Origin of the sequence: Pararhodobacter sp. (genome assembly GCF_034676075.1) — a bacterium.
GTDB lineage: Bacteria > Pseudomonadota > Alphaproteobacteria > Rhodobacterales > Rhodobacteraceae > Pararhodobacter.
The window spans coordinates 1-4800 of record NZ_JAUCCQ010000190.1; the positions used below are offsets into that span (position 1 = coordinate 1).

The following is a 4800-nucleotide window of genomic DNA, read 5'->3' on the forward strand; positions in this document are numbered from 1 at the left end:
AGGGCATGCGTGGTGCTGTCCATCGGGAAACTCCCTTGCTGGCTTGACCCTCAATATAGAACATAACGGGAACAAAATCAAGCCAAGCAACCGGAATGCCTCGGTTCGAGAGGGAGAGAGGGGCGGGGGAAGATCAGGCCTGAGGGTGCCCGAGAGAGGGCGTCCGGGGCTGATCCTGTCCCTCATTCCGGAGTTTCCCGATGACCTATCTCGCACCCGTTGCGTCTCCCGTTCCTGTCCTGTCTTGTGATCCCGCGCCCGCGATCCTCGCCGTGGCCGAGGCTCTGCAGCCCGATCTCGCCCAAGGCTTCCAGATCGACGCGCTGCGTCTGCGGCTGGAGATGGAGCGCGCCTTTGGCGGCTCCGATGCCGATGGCGCCTGGGACTGGAAGCTCGCTTATGAGGCGGGCGAGGTGGCGCTGGTCCTCTTCCTGCGGAAATTCGGCCGCGCGCTTCTGGGCCGGGCTGGATCGCCCGCTGCCCTGCTGCCGATCCTCGCCAAGGTGGCGGGTCTCTTGCCGACGCACACCCGGCGCTCGGAGGAAATGGAGCGCTTCCAGCAATTCTCGACGCCGCTGCCTATGGGACTCGCTGCAATGGCGGCGGCGCAGATCACGCCGCGCGACCTGGTCCTCGAGCCTTCGGCCGGGACCGGGCTTCTCGCGATCCTCGCCGAGATCGCGGGCGGCAGTCTCGCGCTGAACGAGCTGGCCGACACCCGCGCCGACCTTCTGCGCCTCCTCTTTCCGGGGCGTCCTGTCACCCGTTTCGACGCCGCGCAGATCGACGATCACCTCGACGCAGGATTTCGCCCTAGCGTCATCCTGATGAACCCGCCCTTCTCGGCCGTGGCCAATGTCGATGGTCGGTCGACCGAGGCGACGGCCCGACATCTGCGCTCTGCCCTCGCGCGCTTGGTCCCCGGTGGACGGCTGGTTGCCATCACAGGCGCCGGATTCGCGCCAGATGCGCCCGCCTGGGCGGAAACCTTTGCCCGCCTGACCGAGACCGCGCATCTGGTCTTTACGGGTGCGGTGTCCGGTGCCGCCTTCGCCAAGCATGGCACCAGCTTCGAGACGCGGATTTCGGTCTTCGACAAGTGCCGGGGCGGTGAGCCGGGCGGCATCAACGCCGATCTCGCACGGTCCATCTCGCCCGATGTGGCCCACCTCCTTACCAGGATAACCGCCGAGGTCCCTCCACGCCTCGAGTTGGGTGAGGGTGTGGGCGCATGCTCCCAGCCCATTTCCTCTTTCCGGGGAATTCCCGGCCGTTCCTCCGGCCCCGCCGCTCGACCTTTGCGTTCGACGGCAGCGGCCAAGATGGATGTGCATGTCACCACGCCGGATGTGGAGGATCTGGCCTATACCCTACGCCGAGCGACGGACGATCTCGGCGCTGCGCGCTTGTCGGACGCGATCTATGAGACCTTCCGCCTGCAGGCGATCGACATCCCCGGCGCGGCCACGCACCCGACCAATCTGGTGCAGTCGGCGGCCATGGCGTCCGTCGCGCCCCCGAAACCCTCCTATCGCCCGAAACTCCCCGCGGCCGTTCTGCACAACGGCCTGCTCTCTGACGCGCAACTGGAGACAGTCATCTACGCTGGCGAGGCACATGGCGCCTATCTCGCCGGATCGTGGACCGTCGATGAAACCGGCGACATGGTCTCGGCCGTACCCGATGATGCCCCTGACGCCGTCCGCTTCCGACGTGGCTTCTTCCTTGGCGACGGCACCGGTGCGGGCAAGGGCCGCCAGTCGGCCGGGATCCTGCTCGACAACTGGTGCCAGGGCCGTCGCAAGGCGCTCTGGATCTCGAAGAGCGACAAGCTTCTCGAGGACGCGCAGCGCGACTGGTCTGCGCTCGGCCAAGAGCGGTTGCTCGTCACGCCCCTGTCGCGCTTTGCCCAAGGTCGCGACATCCCGCTTTCTGAGGGCATTCTCTTCACCACCTACGCCACCCTGCGCTCCGAAGAGCGGGGCGCAAAAAAGTCCCGTGTTGACCAGATCGTCGACTGGCTGGGCGCAGATTTCGACGGGGTGATCCTGTTCGATGAAAGCCATGCCATGGCGAATGCCGCCGGGTCGAAGGGCGAGCGCGGTGACACCGAGGCGTCGCAGCAGGGCAGGGCGGGCCTGCGCCTGCAGCACAAGCTGCCGAATGCCCGTGTGGTCTATGTCTCGGCCACGGGGGCGACGACGGTCCCCAACCTCGCCTATGCGCAGCGCCTCGGACTTTGGGGCGGGGAGGACTTTCCGTTCGCCACCCGCGCTGAATTCGTCGACGCCATCGAGGCTGGCGGCGTCGCAGCTATGGAGGTGCTGGCCCGCGACCTGCGGTCCCTCGGCCTCTACACTGCCCGGTCCCTCTCCTACGATGGCGTCGAATACGAGATGCTTGAACATGCGCTGACGCCCGAGCAGCGCGGCATCTACGATGCCTATGCCGGGGCCTTCGCGATCATCCACAACAACCTCGCCGCCGCGATGGAGGCCGCCAACATCACAGGCGACAGCGGCACGCTGAACCGCCAGGCCAAATCCGCAGCGCGCTCGGCTTTCGAATCCGCCAAGCAGCGCTTCTTCGGCCATCTGCTGACCTCCATGAAAACCCCCACCCTCATTTCCAGCATCGAGGACGATCTCACAGCGGGCCATGCGTGCGTCATCCAGATCGTCACGACGGGCGAAGCGCTGATGGAACGCCGCCTGTCGGCAATCCCCACCGACGAATGGAACGACATCCGCGTCGACATTACGCCGCGGGAATACGTCCTGGACTACCTCGCCCATTCCTTCCCGGTGCAGCTCTATGAGCCCTTCACCGACAGCGAGGGCAGTCTGTCTTCCAAGCCCGTCGTAAGGGATGGCCAGCCGGTCGAGTGCCGCGAAGCCGCCCGCAGGCGCGACGCGCTGATCGAAAAGCTGGCTTCACTGCCGCCAGTGGCGGGGGCGCTTGACCAGATCGTCCAGCGCTTCGGCACCGATCTCGTGGCCGAGGTCACAGGCCGCTCGCGCCGCATCGTGAGGAAGGGCGAGGGGCACGTTGCGCGCCTTGTCGTGGAAAGCCGGGCGGGGTCGGCCAACCTCGCGGAAACCGCCGCCTTCATGGATGACCAGAAGCGCATCCTGATCTTTTCCGATGCAGGCGGCACGGGGCGCAGCTATCACGCCGATCTCGGCGCGAAGAACCAGCGGCTGCGGGTACATTACCTCTTGGAGCCCGGCTGGAAAGACGATGCCGCCATCCAGGGCCTGGGCCGCACCAACCGGACCAATCAGGCGCAGCCGCCGCTCTTCCGGCCGGTAGCCACGGATGTGAAGGCGGAAAAGCGGTTCCTCTCGACCATCGCCCGCCGCCTCGACACGCTTGGTGCTATCACGCGCGGCCAGCGCCAGACCGGCGGGCAGGGGCTGTTCCGGCCTGGGGACAACCTCGAGTCGCCCTACGCCCGCGATGCGCTTCGCCAGCTTTACCGCCGCATCTATCGCGGCGATGTCACCGGCTGCTCCCTCGGGGCTTTCGAAGATGCCACCGGCCTCAGCCTGACCGATGACAATGGGCTGAAGGACGACCTGCCGCCGATCACGACCTTCCTAAATCGATTGTTGGCGCTGACGATCGACATGCAGGCCGTGCTCTTCTCGGCCTTCGAGGAGCTTCTCGACCAACGGATCGAGGGCGCCATCGCGGCCGGTGTCTACGACCTCGGCCTCGAGACGCTGCGCGCCGAAAGCTTCCGTGTCACGAATGCGCGCGTAATCTACACCCATCCCGGCTCCGGTGCGGAAACCCAGCTGCTGACCATCGCGGAAAAGCGGCGCAACACGCCGACGTCCCTCGCGGATGCGCTGGACTGGCTCGAAGACCCGAAAGCGCGCCTGCTGGTCAACAGCCGCTCGGGCCGCGTGGCTGTTCAGGTCCCCGCCACCAGCCTGATGCTGGATGATGGCACCATTGAGCCGCGGCTGCGTCTGATCCGACCGACCGAGGCGAGCACGGTTCCAGCCAAGATCATGGACGACACCCACTGGCTCGAAGCCGACCGCGCGGCCTTTGCCGCCGCCTGGACTGCGGAACTGGCCGAGGTGCCGGAGTTGTCTGAATACACGCTGCACATCGTGGCGGGTCTCTTGCTGCCGATCTGGAAGCAGCTCCCCCAGGACGAAACCCGCGTCTACCGCCTGCAGACCGATGACGGCCAGCGCATCATCGGTCGCCGTGTCTCTCCCGCCTGGGTCGCGACCACGCTGGCCAGCGACGCGCCGCAACTCACGGCGGCGCAGATCCGTGCCCTCGTTCTCGAGGGCACGACGGTCGTGCGGCTCTCCGAGGGAATGGAACTCTACCGCTCGCGTGTCATGGGCGTGAACCGGATCGAGCTTTCCGGCTTCACGGAAGCCGCCAAGGACCGGCTCAAGGCCGATGGCTTCTTCCCGGAGATCATCAGCTGGAAGCTGCGTCTCTTCTGCCCGACGGACTCAAACGGCATCGCCGTACTGGACCGCCTGCTTGCACGTTGTCCTGTCACGGGACTACATGAACGCGGAGGGTGTTGAGCCATGTATTCCGAGACCGAAAATGTGATCCGCGCTCTGGCGGAAAACGCAGAGAGCGTGTGTCGCGCCTACCTTCCCGCCGGGCGGCGGGAAGGGTCCTACTGGATCGTGGGCGATCTGCAGAACAATCCCGGCCGGTCGCTCTTTGTGCGCCTGACCGGGCCCGCGTCCGGGCCAGGCGCTGCCGGCAAGTTCACCGAACATGTTGCGGCGCGGGTTATGTTGCGGTGGCGTGAAC

2 protein-coding genes are annotated in these 4800 nt (G+C 66.2%); both read left to right on the forward strand.

Annotated features, from left to right (window positions below; translation table 11 throughout):
• Positions 1-200: 200 nt before the first annotated feature.
• Positions 201-4562: a strawberry notch family protein gene (locus VDQ18_RS22800; protein WP_323023149.1), complete on the forward strand. Its 4362-nt coding sequence runs from the start codon at positions 201-203 to the stop codon at positions 4560-4562.
• Positions 4563-4565: 3 nt separating this feature from the next.
• On the forward strand, positions 4566-4800 hold a 235-nt coding region (locus VDQ18_RS22805), incomplete at its 3' end, for a hypothetical protein (protein ID WP_323023150.1).

Bases quoted from the DNA above. Each gene is read 5' to 3' on its own strand.
- VDQ18_RS22800 (WP_323023149.1), top strand. From the start codon at position 201: ATGACCTATCTCGCACCCGTTGCGTCTCCCGTTCCTGTCCTGTCTTGT.